The sequence below is a fragment of the Methylosinus sp. C49 genome, assembly GCF_009936375.1.
Taxonomy (GTDB): Bacteria; Pseudomonadota; Alphaproteobacteria; order Rhizobiales; family Beijerinckiaceae; genus Methylosinus.
The window spans coordinates 581,456-603,236 of the sequence record NZ_AP022332.1; the positions used below are offsets into that span (position 1 = coordinate 581,456).

Sequence of the window (21,781 nt, forward strand, 5' to 3'; positions counted from 1 at the left end):
CGCCCTTTGTCGGGATCCGATTTCGACCCATCCATCTTGGTCTTCGCCGCGCTCGCGGCTTTCGTCGTCTGGAAATTGTGGTCGGTCCTCGGCGTGCGCGTCGATCGCGAAGGCCCCGCCTCCGATCGCGCCGGCCCGGCCCGACGGATCGGCCCGGCTCCGGCGCCGCAAGGCTCGGCTTTCGCGCCTTCGCCCGCCAATGGCGCGCTGGACGCCGACCGCTGGAAGGGCTTGGCTGAACCGGGCAGCAATGGCTGGCGGGGTCTCGACCAGATCGCCGCCTCCGATCGCAGCTTCTCCGGCCCGGCCTTCGTCGATGGCGCCAAGAAAGCTTATGAGATGATCGTCCAGGCCTTCGCTCGGGGCGATCGCGACACGCTGCGCAATCTCCTCTCCACCGAGGTGTTCGACAGCTTCTCCGGCGAGATCGCCGGGCGCGAGCAGCGCGGGGAGACGGCCGAGGCTCACGTCGTCTCCATCGATTCCGCCACGGTGGAGGACGCCAAGGTCGAGCTGCGCAAGGCGCAGCTCACCATTCGTTTCGTCGCCAAGCTCCAATCGGTCCGCCGCGACAGCGCCGGCGCCGCGATCGAAGGCGAGTCCGAATCTCCGCTCGAGATCGTCGACCTCTGGACTTTCGCGCGCGATGTCGCGTCGCGCGACCCGAATTGGAAGCTCGTGGCCACCGAAACGGTTCATTAGGCGGGTCTCGAGTGGCGTCCGTCGATCTCGATCCAATCGGTTTCGATTCGATCGACGCCATTTTTCGGGACGATCTCGGCGCGGCCTTTCGCGTCTTTCGCCGCTCGGCCGAAATCATCCTCTCCGCCGCGCAGCCGCTCCGCCCGGCTCTGCCGGCCGACGAAGCGCTGGCCCGCGTCTGCCGCATCGCCGCGGGCATGGATGCGGCGAGCCTCTCCCAAGATGCGGCGCTCGATTTTTTCGCCGCCAATTTCCGTCCCTTTCGGCTGCGCGGGCCGGGATTCGTCACCGCCTATTACGAGCCTGTGATCGAGGCGCGGGAGGCGCCGGAGGCAGGGTTCCGCACGCCTGTTCCCGCACGTCCGGCCGATCTCGTCACCTTGAACGAGACGCCCATTCACGGTGAGGCGGGCGAGGCGCTCACCTCGGCCCGGCGGCGGGCCGACGGCGGCCTCGAGCCCTATCCCGATCGCCGCGCTTTGGAGGAAGGCTCGCCCGAGCTGCGGCCGAGGCCGATCGCCTATATCCGCGACAGGGTCGAGCTGTTTCTCATTCAGGTGCAGGGCTCGGCGCGGCTGCGCTTTCCCGATGGGCGGGAATTGCCGCTCACCTATGATGGCCGCAATGGCCGTCCCTATACATCGATCGGCCGCTTGCTCATCGAGCGCGGGCTCGTTCCGCAGAATGAGATGTCGCTCGAGCGCTTGAAGTCGGAAATCCGCGCCCTCGGCCAGGAGGATGGCGCGCCAGGCGCCCGGCTGATGCAGGAGAATCGCTCCTATGTCTTCTTCCGCGCCGATTCCTCGCCGGAGCGACGCGACGGCCCCATAGGCGGCGAGGGCTGCGCGCTGACGCCGCTGCGCTCGATCGCCGTCGATCGCTCGCTTTGGAGCTATGGCCTGCCCTTTTTCATCAGCGCCACGCTGCCCTGGCGCGGCGCGGCGGCGGAGCCCTTCGCTCGGCTGATGATCGCGCAGGACACGGGCTCGGCGATTCTCGGACCGGCGCGCGCCGATCTCTTCTTCGGCGCCGGGGACGAAGCCGGGGCGCTCGCCGGGCTCGTGCGCCACAAGGCGGATTTCACCGTGCTGCTGCCGCGAGGAGCGGGCGGCGATGAGTGATCCGCCGCGCGAATCGCGCCGCTCGCGTTTTCTGTCCCCCGAAGAGATCGAGCTGTGGAACAAGGTGACGGCCGATGTGCGGCCGTCGCGCGGCCGTCGTCGTCGACCGCCGGAGGAGCAGCCGATCGAGGCCGGCGAGCCGAAGAAAGGCGCCGCCGCTCCGCCTCCTCCGACGCCCGCTCCTGCGGAGAAAAAGCCACGGCCCCGCCCGGCCGCGCCGCCGGCGGAGATCGATCATCGCACGCGCACGAAATTGCGTCGCGGCCGGCTCGAGGTGGAGGCCAAGCTCGATCTCCACGGCCTGCGCCAGGCCGAGGCGCAGACGGCGCTCTATGATTTTCTGCGCCGCGCCCAAGTGGCCGGCGCGCGCATGGCGATCGTGGTGACGGGCAAGGGCGTGCGCAGCGAGGAGGGCGGCGTGCTGCGCCGCCTCGTGCCCCTATGGCTGAGCGCCCCGGCCATGCGCGATCTCGTGGTCGGCTTCGGCGAGGCGGCCCGCAATCACGGCGGCGAAGGCGCGCTCTATGTGCAGATCAGGCGTCCGCGCGGAGCGAAATAGCCGCTCACTTGATTCCGTAGAATTTCGTCGCGAAGGACCATTTGGGCGCGCGGATCGGGCGCTCGCCTTCGGCCGGTAGAATCTGCAGCATCCGCGTCGAATCCTTCACGAAATCCGCGGCTTTGGCCTGGCCGGCGATGGCCGCCGGCACATCCGGCAGATCGACGATCTGCAAGGGCGTGTCGCTCAATATCGCCACCACCATGCCGACGCCCGTCGGCGGCGAGGCGACGAAGCGATAGGCGGCCTTGCCGCTGGCGTCCGGCAGCGTCATCGACTGGCCCGCCTTCAGAAAATTCGCTTTCTCATCGACGCCGGCGGGATCGGCCAATGTCACCATATTGGGGAAAATCTGCGCCAGCTTTCCCTGCGCGTCGACATCGACCAATATCACATAGCCGGGCTTTTCCGCCGTCACGCGAAAGCTCATCGGCGCGCCGAGCGCGAACTCGTCCTGCGGCAGCGCCTCGATCCGCACGCCCGCGCCGGCCGCCTTCGCCGGCTCCTTGGGGATCGCCGGCGCTTGCGTCTGCGGCGACGGCGCGGCCTCCGCTGGCGGATCGTCGATGATGCGCACCGAGCGCGTCATATCCTGCGGCTCGGCGAGCGCGACGCTCGCGACGCAGCAGAGAAGCGGGAGACAAAGACGCCGCATCATTCTCTCCTCCTTTTCAACGCGCCGTGAAAATGCCGACTGTGCCGAGCTGCGCCTCGCTATTCGAAAATTGCGAGACGATATCGATGACCTTGGCCGGATCGCGGAGCCGATCGAGCTGCCGCAGCGCCTGCTCGAGCTGCGGCATGGGCCGCGTCGAGGCGATGGCGACGATCTGATCAGCGCCGAAGGGCTCGGCCGCGACCACGCTCAGCCGATAATCGGAAGATTGCACGACGGACGGATCGGAGGCGAGCGGATAGAGCAATTGCAGCACGCCGTCGCCGGTGAGGTCGAACAGCAGCAGACTGCGGCCGGCGACGCCGCCAATGGTGATCTCGACGCGCTCGCCTTTGCGCCGCAGCCCCTCGGGCGAGACGCGCATCGGCAGCGGCCCTTTGCCTGCGACGAGCTTCAGCCAGCGCACAGTCGCGGCGCGATCGATCAGAACGTCGAGCTCATGCGCATCGACATTATGCGCCAGCACATCGCCGCCGGCGAGCGCGTCGCGGCTCGCTGCGTCCCAGACGATATCGGCCGCCGCATCGGCGCCGACGAGCACGAAAGGCGCATGGGCGCCGGCGCCGGTTCCGCGCTCGGCGGCCGCGCCGCGCAGAGCGAGGCGGATCGGCTCCTTGGGCCGCGGCGGCAGAGCGGCGGGCTTTGCCGGCGGCAGGCTCTGGCCCGGCCCGATGGCCATGGATTTCGGCGTCAGCGGCGTGATCGTCAGCCCGCCGCCGCCGGAGGACGCCGCGGCCTCCTCCTCTTCCGCCGGCGATCCGCCGACCGCCTGCACGCCGACGCCGCGGCCGAGCTGCGCGATCACATCCCTCGACGCATCGAGGCCGCGCGGCGCGACGACGGCGATGCTCTGACGCCGATCGCTGAGCTGATAGGCGAGCCCCCGGGCATAGGCGATGAGCTCCGCCGTCGTGACAGCGCCATCGCCATTGGCGTCCGCCGCGCCCTCCAGCGCGCGCGCGACGGCATAGCTCAGCGCGCCGCGCTGGCCGACGCCGGGGATCTCCAGCTCGGGCGCTTTGGATTTCGCATCCACGGCCATCAGCACGACCGAGCGCGCGAAATCCCGTGGCGCGCCCTTCGTCGTGGCGCCGGAAGCGCCTTCACTCAGCGAGCGATAGACGAGCTTCGCCGCGCGTGGATCGACCTCGCGCGCGAGGCTCTCGCCGAAAGAGGCGTCGGTGACGAGAAAGACGCGCGCGCCTTTCTTCTCGAAAGCGTCGATCATGGAATCGAGCTCGGCGCGCGCGATTTTCTCGCCATTGTCGCGCGCATGTCTCGGATCGAATTTCGGCAGCAGCAGAATGGGCGCGTTCTGCTGCGCGCCATAGCCGGCGAAGGTCAGGAAGATCGTGTCGCCCTTTTGCGCGCGCGCCAGCATGGCGTCGAGCGCGCGCATCACCGCGGCGCGCTCCACGCCGTCGATGAATGTCACAATGTCGCGCGCGCCGCGTCCGCGCAGGCTCGCCTCGAGATCGCGCGCATCGGCCGCGGCGCCACGCAAGGGCGGCGCATGCTCGTAGCGATCGACGCCGATGACAATGGCGCGCGTCTCGGCCGATGCGGCATGCGCGAAAAGACCGACCATAGCGCAAGCGATGGCGAGCGCGCCTCGCCGCATGCGGAGAGAAAGAAGGCGACGCGACGCGATCGGCTGCACAGCGAAGGAAAAATCAGGAAAAGCGATCATGCGCGCGAGGGATCTCGAATAATGCGAAAGGCCCGAACAAGCGAGGGAGACTATCATTCGCCCCTCCGCGCCGGCAAGCGCGGGGAAAAAGCGCTCGCGAGCGTGATCGTCGCGCGAATGCAGTCGTCTCGTGAGAGCTTTCGGCGCATTCGCCGCGGAAAAGCCATCGATCCGCCCGCGCGTCGCAGCGGCCCCGTCACATTTGGGAAAGAGATTTCGAACATGCTCCGCCTGCTCTTTCTCCCCCTCACGCCGCGCTTCGTCGCGCTCACGCTCAGCGTCGTTGGCTCTCTCCTCTGCGCCCTGGCGACGAGGGGCGATCTATCGAGCGCCTTCCTTCCGGCGGCGCTCGCCTGCGCCGCGCTCTGCGCGCTCGGCGCGCATGATCTGCTGCAGCGCGAGCATGCAATTTTGCGCGCCTATCCCATTTCCGCGCATTTGCGTTTTCTGCTCGAGCATGTGCGGCCGGAGCTGCGGCAATATTTCTTCGAGGACAATAAGGACGGCCGTCCGTTCAGCCGCGACAAGCGCGCCATCGTCTATCAGCGCGCCAAGATGAGCATCGACAAAAGGCCCTTCGGCACGGAAATCGACGTCTATGAGGAAGGCTTCGAATGGCTGCGCCATTCGATCGCGGCGCGGCCGGTCTCGCATGAGCATTTTCGCACGCGCGTCGGCGGCGATTGCGCGCAGCCCTATGACATCTCGCTGTTGAATATTTCCGCAATGAGCTTCGGCGCCTTGAGCCGCAACGCCATTCGCGCGCTCAATCTCGGCGCCCGCAAGGGCGAATTCGCGCAGGATACCGGCGAGGGCGGCTTCAGCCCCTATCATCAGGAGGCCGGCGGCGACGTCATTTGGCAGATCGCCTCCGGCTATTTCGGCTGCCGCACGCGTGGCGGCGCATTCGACGCGGAAAAATTCGCCGAGATCGCCACACGCGACCAGATCAAGATGATCGAGGTGAAGCTGAGCCAAGGCGCGAAGCCCGGCCATGGCGGCGTGCTGCCGGCCGCCAAGGTGAGCGAGGAGATCGCGCGCATTCGCGGCGTGCCCATGGGCGAGGATTGCATTTCGCCGGCGGCGCATTCCGCCTTTTCGACGCCGATCGAATTGCTGCAATTTCTGGCGCAGCTGCGCGCGCTCTCCGGCGGCAAGCCGGTCGGCTTCAAGCTCTGCCTCGGCCAGCCATGGGAGTTTCTCGCTATTTGCAAGGCGATGCTGGAGACGGGCCTTTCTCCCGATTTCATCGTCGTCGACGGCAAGGAAGGCGGGACCGGCTCGGCGCCGCTGGAATTCATGGATCACATCGGCATGCCGATGCGCGACGGACTCGCCTTCGCGCATCATGCGCTGATCGGCGTCGGCCTGCGCGACGCCATCCGCATCGGCGCCGCCGGCAAGATCGCGACGGGCTTCGACATGGCGCGGGCGCTCGCGCTCGGCGCCGATTGGTGCAATAGCGGGCGCGGCTTCATGTTCGCGCTCGGCTGCATTCAATCTCTGTCCTGCCACACGGATCGCTGCCCGACCGGCGTCGCCACGCAGGACGCCTCGCGCGGCCGCGCGCTCGTCGTCTCGGACAAGGCGGAGCGCGTGCGCAATTTTCATCATGCGACGCTCGTCGCTCTCGCCGAGCTCGCCGCCGCCGCCGGGCTCGACCATCCGAGCGATTTCATGCCGGAGCATTTTTGTCGCCGCATCTCTCCGCATGAGGCGGCGACTTTCGCCGAGCTCTATCCTGCGCCGGCGCCCGGCGCGTTTCTCCGTGGCGAGATGGATGCGCGCTTCGCCGCCGCCTGGCGCAGCGCGCGCGCGGATTCGTTTCGGCCGGCGCCGCTCGTTCTCGCTTGATCGTCGCGCCGCTGCGCCTTGCATGAGGCGGGAAATTCATCGAGGATCGAGCGCCCATATTGCGAGCCCATTCCCATGACCAATGTCTATGACGAGCAGGACTATCCTTACGCTGTCCGCCATTGGACGCATCCGACTCGGCTCGGCGCTCTTTCGCAATTGATGGGGCGGCTGGCCGCGCCCTTTCGGGACTGCCGCGTGCTGGAGATCGGCGCCGGCGATGGCGTCAATCTCGCCAGCATGGCGATCGGCGCGCCGCGCGCGCAATTCATCGGCGTCGATCTCTCCGAGCGCGCCATCGCCGCAGGACGCGAGCTGACGGCGGCGGCGGGCGTCTCTAATCTGCGGCTCGATTGCGCCGATCTGCGTGATTTCGAAGCCGAGCCGCAATCCTTCGATTACATCATCGCGCATGGCGTCTACGCCTGGGCGCCGAAGATCGTGCAAGATGCGGTGATGGCGCTGTGCGGGCGGCTGCTGTCGCCGCGCGGCGTCGCCATGATCAGCTATAATGCGCTGCCGGGCTGCCGCTTGCGCCAGGCCTTGCGCGACTTGCTTCTGAGCGCCGTCGCGGGAATTGCGGAGCCCGAGCGCAGAATCGCCGCGGCGCGCGCGACGGCGAGCTTCTACGCCGAGCAATGGTCGGCGAGCGACAACGCTTTTCGCAAGGCGCTGGCGCTGGAGGCGCGCGATTTTCTCGGCCGGCCGGATGGGCTCATTTTTCACGACGAACTCGGCGAGATCTATGATCCGCAGCTTTTCTCCACTGTCGTCGCCGCGGCGCGCGCGCATGGGCTCGATTATCTCTGTGACAATGATCCCTCGCTGGTGGGACATGCGCTGTGGGAGAGCGAGCAGTGGGGCCAGTCATTGCCGCTCACCGGCGGCGATCAGATCGCCTATGAGCAGGCGCTCGATTTCGTCGAGACGCGGTTTTTTCGTCGCAGCCTGTTCTGCCGCGCCGGCGCGCCGCTGGAACGCCGCTTCGCGCCGGAGCGTCTTTCCGGCCTCTATCTCGAGGCGCAGCTCGAGCCCTTCATGGACGCCAGCGTCTCCGAGGGCGAATACGCCTTCAAAACGGCCGGCATGGGCGAGGTCTCGACGCGCGACGCGCTTTTCGGCGCGGCCATGCGCCGGCTCGGCGAGGCCTATCCGCGCGCGCTCGCGATCGACGAGATCGCGGCCGAGCCTGCGGCGCGCTCGGCGCTGCTGCGGCTCTTCGCCGGCAATATGGCGCGCCTGGCGACGGAGCCTTTTCCTGTCGGAAGACAGCCGGGTGAAAAGCCTTTCGCCAATCCGCTGGCGCGCGCGCAGGCGCGGCTCGGCCTCGGCTCGGTGACGAGCTATCGGCATTCGCAAGTCGCGCTCGAGGGAGACGACACGCGGCGCTTTCTCGATCTGCTCGACGGAACGCGAACGGTCGACGATCTCACCCGCGCAATGTCCGGCGCGGCGGAGGAGAGCCGCACGCGCGCGCAGGTGAAGGCGGCGCTCGCGACCTTCGCCATGTGGGGCCTGACGCGCGCCTGAGCGGCCAAACCTAAAAAATCAGAAGCCCGGATTATGCGACCATGACAGCGGCTTCGGCGTCGCGGCGACGGGGGCGGCGACAACGGCCGGGGCCGCCGGACGCGCCGGGCGGGCGACGACCGGGCGCTCGACGGGCGCGCGCTCGCGCATATGACGCGGGGTGACGACCGGCGCGGCGATCTGATTGCGCTTGCCGGCCCGCGTCGGACGCGCGGGCTCCGCGTCCTCTTCCTCATGACGACGCGCATTGTGCTTGGCCGGCTTGGCGGCCGGAGCCGCCTCCTCGCGGGCCGCATCCTTGACCGGCGCTTCCGCGGGCTTGGCGGCGATGGGCGCGGCCTGCTGCGAGCAGACGGTCTCGGTCTGGCCCTGCAGCTGCGCCACCAGCTCGTCGGTGAGGCGCGTCGGCGCGGCCTCGCCCTTCCTGCTCGCATAGGCGGCGAGGGCGGATTTGGTCGGCTCGTCCAGTTTGCCATTGGCGGCGGCCGCATAGCAGCCGAGCGTCTTCAGCTGCGTTTGCGCGGCGCGCACGCGGGTCTCGATCGCGGCGACGGCCTTGTCGAGATCACCGCGCGCATCGGCGCAGGAGAATTTGCGGCCGCGCAGCGCGCCCAATTTCTGCTGCGCGTCGAAGCCCGTCGCATCGACATCGGCGACGCTCTTGCGATCGGCCGCGCAGGCGCCTTCCAGCTCGGCGATCTTGCGACGGGCCTCGGCGCGCGCCGTGTCGCAGCTCATGCCGTCCAGCGCCGCGCGCAGGCCGGAGAGATCGCCGGACTTGCCGTCCAGCGCCTTGCGATCCGCGTCGCAGCTCTCCTTGGCGAGGCGCTGCTTCTTCTCCAGCTCGGCCGCCAGCGCCTTGCCATCCTTGCGCGCATCCTCGCAAGTGGTCGCCAGCACGGCGGCGCGCAGAGCGATGAGATCATCCGCCTTGGATTGCAGCGTCCGGCGTTCGGCGTCGCAGGTCTGGCGCGCCAGCGTCTCCTGCTCCTCGAGCTTGGCGAGGCGGATCTTCGCGTCCTCGCGCGCGGCGTCGCATTTCATGCCCAGCGCAGCCGCGCGCAGCCGCGCGAGGTCGCCGCCCATTCCGGCGACGCTCTTGCGCTCGGCCTCGCAGCTCTGCCCTTCGACGCGGATCGCCTTGCTCTCCAGCTCGGCGACGAGAAGATTGGCGTCGTTGCGCACCGCCTCGCAGCGCATTTTGGCGGCGGCGGATTTCAGCGCGCCGACGTCGCTGACGCCGGCGGCGCCCAGCGCCTTGCGATCGGCGTCGCAAATATCGCGCTCGCGGCGCTCCTTCTCCTCGAGGCGGGCGAGCACGAAGCGCGCGCCTTCCACCGCGGCGGCGCAAGTCATGCGGCCGACGGCGGCGCGCATGCCGGGAAGATCGCTCGGATCGACGGCGGCGAAAGCCTTGCGCTCGGCCTCGCAGGTTGCGCGCTCGCGGCGCTCCTTCGCCTCCAGCGCCGCGACCAGCGGCTTGGCTTCCTCGATCGCCGCGCGGCAGGCGAGGCGGCCGGAAACGGCGCGCAGGCCGAAAAGATCGTCGCGCGCGACCGAATGCAGCGCCGCGAGATCGGCGTTGCAAATCTCGCGCTCGCGCTGCTCCTTCGCCTCCAGCCGGGCGATGAGATCGCCGGCGCGGCGGCGTGCGTCGGGGCAGCTCATTTTCGCGGAGGCGGCGCGCAGGCCGGCGAGATTGTCCTCGCCGAGCGCGCCCAGCGCTCTATTGTCGGCCTCGCAGCTCGCCAGCTCGCGGCGCTCCTTCTCCTCCGCCTTGGCGACGAGCGCTTCGGCGCTCTTGCGCGCGGCGTCGCAGGAGAAGCGTCCGGCGGCGGCGCGCAGGCGCGAAAGATCATTGGGGGCGATCGCTTCCAGCTCCTTCTGCTCGGCGTTGCAGCGCTGCACGCTCTCGAAGAGATCGAGCCGCAGCTGCGCGTCGCGGGCGCGGGGCGAGGTCGGATAGAGCGTCAGCACGCTGCGGAAATCGGCCGGGTCCTGCGTCTTGGAGGCCTTCTGCCAGGCGCGCTCGGCCATTTCGTCGGGGCTGAGGAAATAAAAGTCGCCATAGATGCGGCTGGAGATTTCCGGCGACTGCTTGCCCTTCGTCGTGCGCGCGACATCGTCGCTGACGAGGTTGAACAGCCGGCGAATCTCCACCTCGGGCGCTTTCAGATTCTTGAGCAGCGCCTCGGCGAAGGGGCTGTTGCGGCCTGCGCCGTCCAGCGCCACCTCATGCGGCGCGGCCGCATAGGCGACGAGAATGCCCTTGGCGCCTTTGTTGACCGCGACGGCCATCCGCTCGAGCCCGCGCGGCAGCATCCCGCCGTCCACCGAGCGCGAGGCGGTGACGAGACTGTCGAACGGATTGTTGCGGCAAGCGTCGAGGATGAGAATATTGACGCCCGCGGATTTCGACAGCGCGAGGCGCACGCGGTCCATGTCCAGCGCCTTGAACTCGACATCGGCGACGTCCTTCACGGCGATATCGGTCGGCAGCAGATAATTCTTGCCCTCGTTCTGCACGCCATGGCCGGCGTAATAGAACAGCGCCACATCGGCGCCGGCGGCCTTGCGAGAGAAGTCAGCGAGCGCGCCGTCGAGCTGGTCCTTGCGGGCGTTGACGAGCGAGATGACCTCGAAGCCGAGATCCCTCGCCAGAGTCTCGGCGACGTCCTTGGCGTCATTGACCGGATTTTTCAGCCTGGCGATGTGGTCATATTCGGCGTTGCCGAGCACGAGAGCGACGCGGCGCTCGGCGAAGGCTGGAGACGCGACGACGGCCGCGAGAGCGAAGCTCGCGAGGGCAAGGAAGAGGGATTTCCAATGCTTCGTCATATTCGTCAACGCCGGTTGAACGGCAGAATGGCTGTCAAACTAGCAGCCCGTTCCACCTCCCGCAACGATGCTTACAGGAAACGAGGCGACGACCATGTGCGTTCTCGCACAGGTCGGCGATTCTCGAACGCTATCCGTTCGTCCGTGTGAACCAGCTTCCGGGGCCGCGCCAACCGATTTCCGTGAAAGCGCCGGAAAGGAGACTCTTGTCACGCAGCATCTCGAATATTTCCGCGGGGGACCATTCTCGTCCGACGGCAAATGCGCCGCCCGCCTTTCGAATCTCGGCGAAAAGGGCGGCTTTCGCATCGTCGTCGGCCGTGGTGATAACGAGATTTCCACTCTCGACCGTTATCGAATATCCGGCTCGAGCGAGGACGTTTTTGAAATCGTCCGTCGGCGATGCGATCACGACGTCGTCTCCGTCGGCGCGCGTGACATGAGGTGGCGTCGTGGCTGTCATTGGACGAGAACCGTTGTTAGAGTCTTGACTGTGGCCGAGTCCGTCGTCGGGATCGAGTCGACGACGATTTCCGGTCCGCCGCCGGGCAGATGCCGGCCGGGGCCGAGGAAGAGCGAATTGCCTTCCAACGGGCTGCGGGGCGCGAGATTCGTGACATCTTCCACTCTACGGATTTTGAATCCTTTCGCCAGCGAGCCCGGCTCGAGACCCATCGCCTGCTCCAGCGCAGCGGCGCGTTCCTTCGAAATGGTCGCCACCGATCCCTTCGCCTCTCCGATGACGCTCGAAATCGCTTCTCGATCGGTCACATACGTCCCATTGCGGCCGATGGTCGGATATCTGTCCCAGCCGATCGGGCTCACATTGTATCCGACGTTCTCATCGAGAAGCTTCTGCTGACGCAGCCGGGCCGCCGCGACTTTCGCCGTCGGCTCCGGCGTTTCCGATTGCTTTGGTCGTGACGGCGGGCGTTCCGTTCGCGCCGGCCGCTCCTCGAACCTCTCCGCCTTCGGCGCCCTCTCCTGCGGCGTATTGCGCAGGCTCGGCTTTTTCTCTGTCCAGCGCGCGGCTTTTTTCGCGGCGCCATGGGTCAGCGCGGCGATCAGAACGGCGATTCCGAGCTTCGTCACGCCTTCGGCGAAAATCGCCGCCGCCTCGTCGAGCTGCGCCGCGCTCTGCGCCATGCGAATGAGATCGAGCGCATGGAACAGAGCATGCAGCCCCTTCCAGACCTGCGCGCCGCCGAAATAGACGCCCGCCCCCAGCAGCACGGCGTCGATCGCCTCGCCCGCGCCGAAAGCATGGGAGATCGCCCAGAGCGCCAGCACCTCGACCGTGATCGCCAGCGCCTCGGGCTCTACGAGCTCGGCGAAAGCCTGCTTCGTCGTTCCGCTCAAATGGTTCGGAACGAGGCGGAGCGTCGCCGCCAGACGCTCCTGCAAATTCATTCCCGTGACATTCGCGCCCGAGACATTCGCGCCGCCCGGCGGCGCGGCGGCAGTGGAGACGCCGAGGCCCTTGGCGCGATCCTGGACGACGAAAGCCGCCAGCGCGCCATTGCGGCTCATGCGCGCGACGCGGTCGATCAGCGCGCGATCGTCGGCCTCGCGAATGCGCGCGCCCTCCTCCCGCCACAGCGCGAAGGCGCGGCGCAGCGCATCGGCGCCCTCGGGATCGGCGAGGGCGAGACGCAATCGGCGGCGCACTTCATATTCGCTGACCAGCGCGCGGCGGTCGCGGCCGGCGAGGCCCGCGAAAGCCGCGCGCGGGCCGAGAATCAGCGTCTCCGAGCCGGTACGCAGGCGCAGGATCATGCCGCTCTCACCGCGTCCGCGTCTTGACTGCGCGCTTGGCGGGCTTCTCGGCGCCGTTCTGATCCAGCGTCTCGGGTTTGGTCTTGCCCATGGGCGTCGCTGTGGCGACGGCGGCGACCGGCGTCGGCGCGCTCATATCATTGGCGAGGCCGCGAAAGCGCACCGGCCGATAGCCGCGCGCCAGCAGCGAGGCGAGCGGATAGATGTTACGGCACACTTTGCCATTGCAGCCGCCGGTCGAGGATTCGATCACCTCGGCGCGGCGGTCCGGCGTGAAGCGTAGGAACAGCATCACATGCGAGCCGGGCTTGTTGAGCGCATCGCCGGGCAGCAGGTCCCAAGGATTGCTCAATTCGCGCGAGATCGCCGGAATCGCCATTGTGGTGAAATGCGTGGAGAGGCCCCAGCAGGCGCTGACGAAGGCGGAGCAATCGACGCCGGCGACATCCGGGCGCGGATCGTTACGCGTGCAGACATTGCCGGCGAGACGGCCGGCGCCGATCTCGGCCGCTATGCGCGGCAGCGCGCCATGGCAGCCCCAGCAATAGGGAATGCCGACGACGTCCTGCCCCAGCTTGCCATGCAGATAGCCCGGCCGGCGGATGCGCGCGAAGCCGCTGCAAGAGCGGTCCGGGTCCGCGCCATAAGAGCCGGGATTGACGCGCCAGCGCACATTGGCGAATTGCAGCGCCGTCTGCACGACCTGCGTGCGATCGAGCGGACGCATCGCCGCCGTCGCGCCTTTGCGTTTGCCGAAATCGGCGAGCGCATAAGAGGGAATCGCCGGCGCCGGCGGCGCGAGATCGATGGTCTGCCCATTCTTCATCGGGCGGAAGCCGACGCCGATGAGATCGACCGCGCCTTTGCGCGTGCGTAGGAAATAGACGTCGCCCTCCGCCGAGACGGTGACGAAGCGGCGCGACAGCGCGACCTGCTTGTCCAGCGGCAGCTCATAGACGCCCTCGAGCGCGCCATTGGAGGCGTAACGGGCGACGAAAGTGGAGGGCTGATCGGTCGCGTCGGTCGGAATATTCTCGCCCAGCACGAAAATGCGGCCGCGCTGATCGATATCCAGCAGCTCCACCGAGCCGATGCGGCTGCGCACCTGCATTTTCAGCTTGGCGAGCGCCGCCCCGTCCTTGATCTGCAAGGAGATGGAGACGCCCTTTTTGTCGAGGGCGTTCACATCAGCCACCACCTGCCCGCGTCCATGCGAGGCGATGGTCTGGCGCGAGCGCAAGGTCTTGCCGGCGCCGAGGCTGCGCGTCGCGGCTTCCTCGCCGATCTCCTGCGAGCCGGTCTGCGCAAAGGCCGAGAGCACCGCCTCGTCCGACGCGGCGACCGAGCGCGTCACCGCGAGGCTGCGCGTCTGCGCATCTATCGGCCCCGTCGCTTGCAAAGCGCGCGGACCTTCGTCCCACACATAGATCGTGTCCCTGGCGACGACGATATCGGTCGGCCGCAGATCGCCCGGCAATTCGAGCGAGCGCGTCGCCTCTGCGGGCTTGTGCGGATCAAAGCGCAGCACGCGGCCGTTGACCTGATCGAGCAGATAGATCTCGCCGTCGGCGCCGGAATAGATCGCCTGCGGACCTTCGATCTCGGTGTCCGCGCCGGCTTCCACGACGCCGACCGAGGCGACGTCGCCGCCCTGGCGGAAGCTGCGGACGAGCGCATCGTCGGCGAGCGCGTTTCCCTGCGGCAGAGCGAGCGCCGCTGAGGCGAGAAGGAGGGCGATCACCCTCCCCTTCAGGGGGAGGGTCGGACCGCGAAGCGGTCCGGGGTGGGGTGAGACCCCGAGACTCGGGAAGCGCCCCCTCCCGAGCGCCTTCGGCGCTCGACCTCCCCCCTCGAGGGGGAGGTGGAAACGCCTCTTCGAGGAATGATTGTCGCACGACCGATCGGCCGGCGCATGTCCCTTTCTCCATGCCTGCGGGGAGAGCGAATGGGCGAGGGCCGCGCGAAACGATCGAGCGAAATCCTCCGTCACTGATCGCGCCATGAGCAACCTCCGCCCGGCGCAGCGCCGGAAAATGCGAATTCCAAACTCCGAGGTCGAAAAATCTCGGGGCTATTTTCGCCGGCCCCGGCGGCGCTCAGCGTCCCGAGACCAGCGACACATATTTCAGCGCGACCGCCGGCGGCGGCGACGCATTGGCGAGCTCCTCGGCGAGCTTCGCGAACACTTCCCTAGCGGTCGCCGCGCGGGCGGCGCCGGCCAGGGAAATGGGCGTCGCGCCGGCGATCGCCACCAGCAGCACCGGGCCGGGCCGGGTGGCGCGCAGCTCCATCGCGAAGTCGCGCCGTCCGGGCTCCTGTCCGAGCCGAGCGCTGAGATCATTCACCAGCCCGTCGTCGTCGACTATGAGAAAACGCACATGTTCGGCGCGCGTCTCGATCGCGCCCTCGAGCTTGTCGCCGCTGCGCTGCAATTGCGTGCGCGCGACGTCGAAGCGCAGAGGCTCGCGCGTGGCGAGAAATTTCTTGGCGAAGCCGAGCGCCGGACATTGCGGCGCCGTCACCTTGCGCACGCCGATCGCGGCCGGGACGCCCATCGCGTCCCGGAACGATTTGTCGAGCGCGTCGAAGGGCTCGCGGCCGCGGCCATAGCCGTCGATCTGCGCCTCGCCGGCGGTAATCTCGCCGACGACGGCGAGGAAGCAATCGCCGCCGTCGAAATCGCGGGCGTATTCGCGCAGCCGCACGAAAGGATCGGGCCGCGTCTCGACGGGCTTTTGCGGCTCGAAGACGGGCGGCGGCGGTTCGGTGGCGACGTCGGTCGTCGGTAGCGTTTCGGCCTGCGTGGTCGCGGCCGGGTCCTCGTGATGAAGATAGCGCCAGCCGCCGAAGCCCGCGGCGGCGAGCGCGATGACCGCGGCGAGAGAGCCGATAAGGACGCCGGCGCGCCGCGGCTTCTCCTCCTCGGCGGGTCTCGCCGGCGGCGGAAGCGGCGCGGCGCCGAGCGGAATCGGCTCCGGCGGTCGGGTCGGGACGGGCGCTCTCGCCCCACGTGGCGCGAAGACGGTGGAGCCGCGCTCGTCGGCGTCGGGCGTCCAGGCGGCGAGCTCGGCCATGCTCCGCGGCCGCGCCGCGGGGTCCGGTTGCAGCATTGCGGCGATGATCGGCCGCATCATCGGATCGATCGCCGAGAGATCGGGAAGGCTGCGGCGGCGCTCGATCACCTCCACCTGTGTGCCGTCCATCGGCAACGGCTCGCCGAGGAGACAGGCGGCGAGCACCAGGCCGAGACTGTAGATATCGGAGGCCGCGCGAACGTCGCCGCCGAAGAGGCCGAGCTGCTCCGGCGAGACATATTTGTATTTGCCGGCGAAGCCGGAGCCGATCACCGTGCTGTCGCCCACGCGCAGCGAGCGGGCGATGCCGAAATCGATGATGCGCGAGCGGGCGATGCCGGTCTCCGGCACGATGATATTGTCCGGCGAGACGTCGCGATGGACGAGATTCTGCTCGTGCGCGGCCTGCAGGCCGGCGGCAATGCGGCGCATCAGCGCGAGAACCTGCGGCGCCGGCATCGGGCCGCGGTCCAGAATATCGGAGAGCGGCTGGCCCTCGACGAACTCCATGGCGAGATAATGCCGGCGCAGCTGCGGCTCCAGGGTGAAGCCGAAATAGCGCACGATGGCTTCGTGATGGATGCGGCGCAGCGCCAGCGCCTCATTGCGGAACATGGCCAGCACGGCCTCGTCGCCGGCGAGCTGATCGCGGATGAGCTTTATGGCGACCGTGTCGCCCGTCTCTATCTCATGGCCGCGATAGACATCGCCCATGCCGCCCGCCTTGAGAAAGGCGTCGATCTCGTAATTGGCGTTGAGCCGCGCGCCCGGCGGCAGGGCGCCGTGGATCGATTGGACATCCGGCGAGTAAGACATTTGATCGCTCTATAAATCCCAGTCTCATACGATTTGGCGCGGCCTTCGCCGCCTTCCTTCTCCCCGCGAGCGGGGAGAAGGAGAAAGATCTCTTCAACGCGGCCTCGTTGGCTCTCTGGACTCCTCCCGTCCCGGACGCAAGCGGGTCGGCTCCTCCTCCTGCTGCCGATAGGCGGCGACGAGCACTGTGACATTGTCGGTTCCGCCGCGCGCCAGCGCCAGATCGATCAGCGCGCGGCAGGCGTCCTCCGGCGCGCGGCCGCTGGCGAGGCCGGCGATCTCCGCCGCCGTCACATGGCCGGTGAGCCCGTCCGAGCAGAGCACGAGCATGTCGCCCTCGAACAGCTCGCCATTGACGAAATCGAGCGCCAGCGTCTCGCCGGCGCCGACCGCGCGGGTGATGACATTGCGGCGCGGCCAGTTGCGCGCCTCCTCCGGCGTCAGCACGCCATCGGCGAGCAGCTGCTCGGCCTCTGTGTGGTCGATGGTGATCTGAACGATATCGCCGCCCCGCAGCAGATAGGCGCGGCTGTCGCCGGCCCAAAGGCAAGCGTAATAGCGGTCGAAGGTCAGCAGCATGACGACGGTGGAGCCCATCGTGCCGACGCCGCGCAACGCCGCCTGCCGCTGAATATCGCGATGCGCGCCCTGCAAGGCGGCCTCGCATTGCCGGCGCAGCTCCGCCGCAGCGCTTTGCGGGGCGACGCGGCTCAGACTGTCGACGACCACGGCGCTGGCCGTCGCGCCAGCGGCGTGGCCGCCCATGCCGTCCGCCACGGCGAAAAGGCCCATATGGGGCTTGGAGAGGAAATTATCCTCATTCTCCGCACGCACGCGGCCCTTGTCGGAGAGCGCGAAGGCGCGCATCGGGCGAAGATCGGCCATGCCGCTCATTGCTCGCTCGCCGCGGGCGTGAAGCGGCCGGAGATCATGGCCGAAAAGATCGCCGGATCGGGCATGCCGGTCGAAGCCAGCGCGTGAGGCGCGAAATCCTCGCCGCCTTGCGTCCACCAGAAGCTCTGATCGGCGACGGCGCGGGCGCGGGCGAGCGCCTCGCGGGCGGAGCGGCAGGCTTCGGCAAAGCCCGCCTCGCCGACGCGCGCCGCGGCCGCGCCCGGCGTCACGAGACGCGCCTGCGGCTGCTCCAGCGCCGGCTCCGGCAGGGCTTCCAGCGATTCGAGCACCGATTCGAAGGCGACGCCCTGGTCCAATGTCGAGAGCAGAAAGTCCTCGAGCGTCGCGAACCAGAGGTCTTGTGGATCGGCCTCCGGCGGCGACAGCGCCTCGCCCGGCTCGGCGAAAAGCGCGACGCTGAGCGGAAAATAGCGGCCGACGCCATCCATAGAGGGCATGAAGGCGCCGAGCGTCGTCACGCCGCCGCAGAGTTGCGGCCCGAGCCAGAAGCGCCAGATCGGCGCGGTGAGATAGGCGGCCCGCCAATCCTCGCCGAGCTGCGCGCGGCTGGAGGCGACGCCGCCTTGAATCCAGGGCTCGAAGGCCGAGAGAAAGCCGCGCGGCGCGCCTTGGGACACGAAATCCCGCTTCGCCTGCAGCTTGCCGAACAATCCGCGCCGCATTCCGCCTCTTTCACAATTGGGTCGGACAATGGAATTCGGTGAGCGCCGGCAGAGTGAGCGGCTTCAATGTGGAGCCCGCCTGAAAGCCGAAGATCAGCGTCTGCTTGCCGAGCGAGAAGGTCGCGTTCAGCCGCTCGCCGGCATAGGAGCGGCCGGCGGCGTCCAGCAGGCGGAACAAAGCCCAGCCGCCGAAGCGCTCGAGCACAATGGGCGCCGCCGCCGGCGCCGAGCCGTCGGCGGCGGCGGTCTGGCTCGGCGCGAGATCGGTGGCGAGGCTCACCGCCGCGCGCCCGCCGCCGGCGCCGGGCCATTGGATCGCGCGCGGAGTCACCGAGGTTCCGGCGACGGAGGTCGCCTCCTGGCCATTCACCTCGAATTTCGCCGTGCGGCCCGCGCCGCTCAGCGGCGGCGGAAAGACGGTGAGCGCGAGATTGGGCATGTTGCCGCCCGAGGGGAAGAAGGCGTCGCGAATCTGCGCGGCGCGCTGGAACTCGCGCAGGCTGGCCGCGGAGAGCCGCGCGGTCAGCGGATATTCCGGCCGGAAGGCCCAGGGCGTCTTCGCCGTGTCGACATATTTGGCGAGCGACTGCTTGAAGAAGCTGTCGAGTATTCCGTTCGGTCCGAACAGCCGGCCGAATTCGGCGAGGCCGATCTCGCTCGCCGCGCCTTTGACGAAAGGATAGCGGCCGGGCGTCAGCTGCTGGCAGGAGGTCGCGACCTGCTCGCGAAAGGCGCTTGTCAGCCGGTTCAATTCCGAATCGAGCACGGCGCGATCGAAATCGGAGGCCGCGCCGGTGAGCATGGGGCGGAAGGGCTCCGGCAGGCGATCCGCCGTGCCGCGGAATTTTTTGAGCTGCATGGCGAGCGCCGCATTCGCCTGCGGCGAATTCTCCGGCAGAGTGGCGCCGACGACGAGATTGTCCTTTATGTCGTTCAGCTCGGCGAGCAGCTCGTCGATCGGCTTGCGCGGCCCCGAACCATCCAGCCAGATCTGGAAAGGGACGAAGCGCTTCTCGATCTCTTCGCCTGGTGGACGGTCGCCGCGACCGGGGAAGAGATCGGAGAGAGCGATCTGCGGCGCGGCGGCGCCTTCCTTGGCCGGCGCCTCCTTGCGCAGCTTGCGCTCCTTGGTGAGAGACGTCTCCTCCACCACGGATTCGAATAGCGCCTTCAATGGCGAGTTGGAGGCGGTGGCGGCGCCGAGCGCGCGATATTGCGGCTTGTCGGCGTTGAGGCGCTTCATCTTCAGCCGCGCGAGCGCGCCGCGCCAGGAGGCGTCGAAATCGCGGCCATAGAGCGCGAGAAGATCATTGCCGAGCGAACGATATTCGTCGCCGAGCGTCTCGTCCTCGCCAGGGCGCCCGAGCACCCAGCGCTCCTTGCGCACGCGGTCCGATATGCCGGGAAGGCCGCGCAGAAAGGCGCGCTTGAAGCCTTCGTAAGTGTAGAAGCCCGGCACGCGAATCGAGTCGAGATCCTTGCCGCTCGTCTCCTCGAACAATTGATCGAACAGAAGCCCGCCGGCGCCCGGCGCGGTCCAATCGGCGATGTCGAGCGTGCGCGCTTCCGATTTCAGCAGCTGATAGGCGCGCTCGGAGAGCTTCAGACGCGCGAGAGTCTTCTGACTCTCGTCGATGAGCGTCTGATTGGGATGAACGAGCAGATCGCCATTGTCGAGCTCGAGCATGGCGTCGAGATGCTGCTCCAGCGCCTTGGCGTTGTCGGCGAGCGGACCGCGGAACAGATTGTCGCGCCAATCGCGCCGCTCCCATGCGAGAATCACCTCGCGATCGACGGGCGTGCGCGCATGGCCGAGCATCAGATAGACTTTCAGCGCCTCATAGATGAAGCCCGGATCGTCGCGATGCTCCTCGAGCAATTCCTCGAGGCGGAACAAAAGCCGCGGCCGCAGCAGGCGCTCGAGCGCGAGGCGATAGGAGGCGACGGAAGCCTCGACGAGACGCGGGCGCTGGCCGAAGCCCAATCCTTCGAAGAAGGATTCGGGATCGCCCCGATGGGCGTAGCCCGTGGGCGCGTCGCGCAGCTTCTGCAGCAGGCCGAGAATTTTTCCGTAGTCGCGATCCTCGACGACCATTTGCCGCGTCAGCGGATAGGCGGTGTCGGCCGCATATTCGCGCGCCAGAGTCTGCGCGTTCGCGGTCAATTCGGCATTGGCGGAATAGCTCTTCCACATCGCGAAGCTCGCGCCCGCGCAAAGAAGCGCGATGAGCGCGAAGGCCGCGGTCTTCAGGAAGACGCCGCGCCGCACCGCGCGCGGATCGGTCGACACCCAGGCGGCCTCGCCGATGATGACCTTCTCCACGAGATCATAGAGAAAGAAGCTCTTGCCATAGCCGCGGAAGCCGATGCCGCCGACATCATGCGCGCCGAAATTCTTGACCAGCGCATTGATGAGCTGATCGATCGGCGTGCCCTCCTGCGTGCCGGAGGTGAAATAGAAGCCGCGCAGATTGGCGTTGGAGTGATAGCGCGTCGGCTCGAAGATCGCGTTGAGGAAGTCGTGCACCGGGCGCTTGAGCGCCGCCATTTGCGCGGGGAAGCCGTAGAGCGCCACGCGATTGGCGGGATTGGGCTCCTCCTGCAAGCGGTCGAGCATGGTCTGATTCAGACGCTCGATCAGCGCGTCGAACTCGCGCGGGATATCGGCGACGAGATTGAGCTTCTTGTCCGCCGTCTGAAAGGTCGCGCCGAAGACGCTCTGCAATTTGTCATTGTCGAGATCGGCGAAGAATTCGGTGAAGCCGGCGACGAGATCAGCCTTGGTGAAGATGGCGTAGACGGGGAAATCCACCTTCAATCGCTCGTGCAGCTCCAGCAAGCGCGCGCGAATGGCGCGCGCATGGGCGGCGCGCTCCTCGCGCGAGCACAGCAGCAGATCCTGCACGCTAATCGCCACCAGCACGCCATTGATGGGCTGGCGCGGGCGATGTTTTTTCATGAGATCGAGAAAGGAGAACCAGCTGCGCTTGTCGAGCGCGGCGTCGGAATCCTGCGTCGTGTAGCGGCCGGCGGTGTCGATGAAGACGGCGTCCTCGGCGAACCACCAATCGCAATAGCGCGTGCCGCCGGCGCCGGCGATCGCCTCCGGCGTCGCGCCGCCCGCGAGCGGAAAGCGCAGGCCCGAATTGACCAGCGCCGTCGTCTTGCCGGCGCCGGGCGGGCCGATGATGACATACCAGGGCAGATCGTAGAGATAGGTGGAGCCGCCCTTGGCGGATTTTTTCAAAGTGGCGAGCGCGTCCTTCATGCGCTCGCCGAGCACGATGGAATCGTCTTCGGCTTCCGCATCGGCGACGCCATCGGCCAGCGATGCGGCGTTCTTGCGCCGACGCCAGAAGGAGAAGCCCGCGACCGAGGCCGCAATAGCGACGATCAGCACGATGACGATGTCGCGCACGATCTCATTCTCGAGCGGGCGCCAGCTTCCGAAGGCGATGAAAGGCCCGGCGAGATAGATGATGCTCGAGATCGACGCGAGGCCGAGGCCGAGCAGAATGATGCGGACGATGTCGCCCTTGACGCCGGGCTTCTCGGACATTTTGAGTTT

The 21,781-nt window shown here is 67.7% G+C and carries 14 protein-coding genes; 5 read left to right on the forward strand and 9 right to left on the reverse strand.

What is annotated here, in order from left to right; all coding sequences use genetic code 11:
- The first annotated feature begins 6 nt into the window (after positions 1-6).
- The 3 genes from GYH34_RS02715 to GYH34_RS02725 are packed head-to-tail and all read left to right on the forward strand — an operon-like array spanning position 7 to position 2,382.
- Complete coding sequence (locus GYH34_RS02715) at positions 7-702, forward strand: Tim44/TimA family putative adaptor protein (RefSeq protein ID WP_161912255.1); 696 nt, start codon at positions 7-9, stop codon at positions 700-702.
- Between the two features lie 11 nt (positions 703-713).
- Positions 714-1,823 (forward strand): MltA domain-containing protein, encoded by a 1,110-nt coding sequence (locus tag GYH34_RS02720; RefSeq protein WP_161912256.1) that lies wholly within the window; start codon positions 714-716, stop codon positions 1,821-1,823.
- Positions 1,816-2,382 carry a Smr/MutS family protein gene (locus GYH34_RS02725; protein ID WP_161912257.1) on the forward strand — a complete coding sequence of 189 codons (567 nt, stop codon included), beginning with the start codon at positions 1,816-1,818 and terminating at the stop codon, positions 2,380-2,382. The genes GYH34_RS02720 and GYH34_RS02725 overlap by 8 nt, the downstream gene beginning before the upstream one ends.
- A 4-nt stretch (positions 2,383-2,386) precedes the next feature.
- Here the strand turns inward: GYH34_RS02725 and GYH34_RS02730 are convergent, their stop codons facing one another.
- Together GYH34_RS02730 and GYH34_RS02735 are read right to left on the reverse strand one after the other, a co-directional pair.
- Entirely contained in the window at positions 2,387-3,040 is a 654-nt protein-coding gene (locus GYH34_RS02730; RefSeq protein ID WP_161912258.1) for a DUF4384 domain-containing protein, read from the reverse strand.
- 13 nt (positions 3,041-3,053) lie between these two features.
- Positions 3,054-4,646 (reverse strand): caspase family protein, encoded by a 1,593-nt coding sequence (locus GYH34_RS02735; RefSeq protein WP_161912259.1) that lies wholly within the window; start codon positions 4,644-4,646, stop codon positions 3,054-3,056.
- A gap of 324 nt (positions 4,647-4,970) precedes the next feature.
- Between GYH34_RS02735 and GYH34_RS02740 the strand changes: the two genes are divergently transcribed.
- Complete coding sequence (locus tag GYH34_RS02740; protein WP_161912260.1) at positions 4,971-6,602, forward strand: FMN-binding glutamate synthase family protein; 1,632 nt, start codon at positions 4,971-4,973, stop codon at positions 6,600-6,602.
- Positions 6,603-6,677: 75 nt separating this feature from the next.
- Positions 6,678-8,132: a class I SAM-dependent methyltransferase gene (locus tag GYH34_RS02745; RefSeq protein ID WP_161912261.1), complete on the forward strand. Its 1,455-nt coding sequence runs from the start codon at positions 6,678-6,680 to the stop codon at positions 8,130-8,132.
- Positions 8,133-8,150: 18 nt separating this feature from the next.
- On the opposite strand, the gene GYH34_RS02750 is transcribed toward GYH34_RS02745, so the two are convergent.
- The 7 genes from GYH34_RS02750 to tssM all read right to left on the reverse strand — a co-directional run bounded on the left by GYH34_RS02750 (position 8,151) and on the right by tssM (position 21,772).
- On the reverse strand, positions 8,151-10,970 hold the full coding sequence (locus tag GYH34_RS02750; protein ID WP_161912262.1) for a caspase family protein: 2,820 nt from the start codon (positions 10,968-10,970) through the stop codon (positions 8,151-8,153).
- Positions 10,971-11,429: 459 nt separating this feature from the next.
- Positions 11,430-12,746, reverse strand: a complete 1,317-nt coding sequence (locus GYH34_RS21780; protein ID WP_197745442.1) for a hypothetical protein — start codon at positions 12,744-12,746, stop codon at positions 11,430-11,432.
- A 7-nt stretch (positions 12,747-12,753) separates the two neighbouring features.
- Entirely contained in the window at positions 12,754-14,487 is a 1,734-nt protein-coding gene (locus GYH34_RS02760; protein ID WP_244635239.1) for a hypothetical protein, read from the reverse strand.
- 355 nt (positions 14,488-14,842) lie between these two features.
- Positions 14,843-16,636 carry a serine/threonine-protein kinase gene (locus GYH34_RS02765; RefSeq protein WP_161912263.1) on the reverse strand — a complete coding sequence of 598 codons (1,794 nt, stop codon included), beginning with the start codon at positions 16,634-16,636 and terminating at the stop codon, positions 14,843-14,845.
- Between the two features lie 93 nt (positions 16,637-16,729).
- Positions 16,730-17,530 (reverse strand): protein phosphatase 2C domain-containing protein, encoded by an 801-nt coding sequence (locus tag GYH34_RS02770; RefSeq protein WP_161912264.1) that lies wholly within the window; start codon positions 17,528-17,530, stop codon positions 16,730-16,732.
- Positions 17,527-18,213 (reverse strand): type VI secretion system-associated protein TagF, encoded by a 687-nt coding sequence (gene tagF / locus GYH34_RS02775; RefSeq protein ID WP_161912265.1) that lies wholly within the window; start codon positions 18,211-18,213, stop codon positions 17,527-17,529. Before tagF ends, GYH34_RS02770 begins: the two co-directional genes overlap by 4 nt.
- A gap of 10 nt (positions 18,214-18,223) precedes the next feature.
- The gene (gene tssM / locus GYH34_RS02780; RefSeq protein WP_161912266.1) at positions 18,224-21,772 is read right to left on the reverse strand and encodes a type VI secretion system membrane subunit TssM; all 3,549 of its coding nucleotides are present in this window, start codon (positions 21,770-21,772) and stop codon (positions 18,224-18,226) included.
- Positions 21,773-21,781: the final 9 nt, after the last annotated feature.

What these genes read in the sequence shown, in the direction of transcription:
- GYH34_RS02725 (WP_161912257.1), top strand. Translation starts at nt 1,816, where the DNA reads ATGAGTGATCCGCCGCGCGAATCGCGCCGCTCGCGTTTTCTGTCCCCC.
- GYH34_RS02730 (WP_161912258.1), bottom strand. Translation starts at nt 3,040, where the DNA reads ATGATGCGGCGTCTTTGTCTCCCGCTTCTCTGCTGCGTCGCGAGCGTC.
- GYH34_RS02735 (WP_161912259.1), bottom strand. Translation starts at nt 4,646, where the DNA reads ATGGTCGGTCTTTTCGCGCATGCCGCATCGGCCGAGACGCGCGCCATT.
- GYH34_RS02740 (WP_161912260.1), top strand. Translation starts at nt 4,971, where the DNA reads ATGCTCCGCCTGCTCTTTCTCCCCCTCACGCCGCGCTTCGTCGCGCTC.
- GYH34_RS02745 (WP_161912261.1), top strand. Translation starts at nt 6,678, where the DNA reads ATGACCAATGTCTATGACGAGCAGGACTATCCTTACGCTGTCCGCCAT.
- GYH34_RS02750 (WP_161912262.1), bottom strand. Translation starts at nt 10,970, where the DNA reads ATGACGAAGCATTGGAAATCCCTCTTCCTTGCCCTCGCGAGCTTCGCT.
- GYH34_RS21780 (WP_197745442.1), bottom strand. Translation starts at nt 12,746, where the DNA reads ATGATCCTGCGCCTGCGTACCGGCTCGGAGACGCTGATTCTCGGCCCG.
- GYH34_RS02765 (WP_161912263.1), bottom strand. Translation starts at nt 16,636, where the DNA reads ATGTCTTACTCGCCGGATGTCCAATCGATCCACGGCGCCCTGCCGCCG.
- GYH34_RS02770 (WP_161912264.1), bottom strand. Translation starts at nt 17,530, where the DNA reads ATGAGCGGCATGGCCGATCTTCGCCCGATGCGCGCCTTCGCGCTCTCC.
- tagF (WP_161912265.1), bottom strand. Translation starts at nt 18,213, where the DNA reads ATGCGGCGCGGATTGTTCGGCAAGCTGCAGGCGAAGCGGGATTTCGTG.
- tssM (WP_161912266.1), bottom strand. Translation starts at nt 21,772, where the DNA reads ATGTCCGAGAAGCCCGGCGTCAAGGGCGACATCGTCCGCATCATTCTG.